This is a genomic window from Corynebacterium sp. HMSC058E07, from assembly GCF_001809885.1.
GTDB classification, from domain to species: Bacteria; Actinomycetota; Actinomycetes; order Mycobacteriales; family Mycobacteriaceae; genus Corynebacterium; species Corynebacterium macclintockiae.
Window position 1 is genome coordinate 1 of the sequence record NZ_KV799253.1, and the last position, 767, is coordinate 767.

General features: G+C 56.1%; 1 protein-coding gene. It reads left to right on the forward strand.

Annotated features, from left to right (window positions below; translation table 11 throughout):
* Positions 1 to 733: IS3 family transposase (locus HMPREF2678_RS01840; RefSeq protein ID WP_070550624.1), on the forward strand; the 733-nt coding region annotated here is incomplete at its 5' end.
* Positions 734 to 767: the final 34 nt, after the last annotated feature.

The following is a 767-nucleotide window of genomic DNA, read 5'->3' on the forward strand; positions in this document are numbered from 1 at the left end:
GCTCAAAGACGCGATCCGGGCAAGTTTTGAACGTAACAAGCATCGCTATGGCTACCGGCGGGGGCTGCTGGACCTGCGTAACCAGGGCTGGGTGGTCAACCACAAACTCGTGTACAAACTCATGTGCGAGATGGGGCTTCGAGCCAAGATCCGCCAACGCAGGCCCTATGTTTCCTACAGCGGGGCGATCAGCCACATCGCTGACAACACACTCGACCGCAAGTTCACCCCGGATCAGCCAAACACCGTCTTTGTCAGCGACGTCACCGAGTTCAGGGTTGCAGGCCGCAAGGTGTATTTGTCACCAGTGATGGACTTGTTCGACCGCTCCATCGTCGCTCACAGCGTGGCTACATCGCCGTCGACAGCGTTTACCGCCGATTCTTTGTCCAAGGCGATCGCGGCGTGTGCGCCTGAACCCGGGTGGATGATGCACACAGATCAAGGTTTCCAGTACCAGCATGCCTCCTGGCGTGACCTGATCGGCGACAACGGTGGTGTGCAGTCGATGTCGCGTAAAGCCAACTGCTACGACAACGCGGTCATGGAGAACTTCTTTGGACACTTGAAGACAGAGATGTACCACGGTGAAGTCTTCGACACGGTCGCAGAGTTCAATCAAGCGATCGACGAGTACATCAGGTGGTACAACACCGAACGCATCCAACAACGACTAAAGGGCCTGACCCCGATGCAATATCGGAATCAGACCCTTGAACCCCTCACCGCCTAGAATTAAACCAGTCCAACTTTCGGGGGCTAGTTCA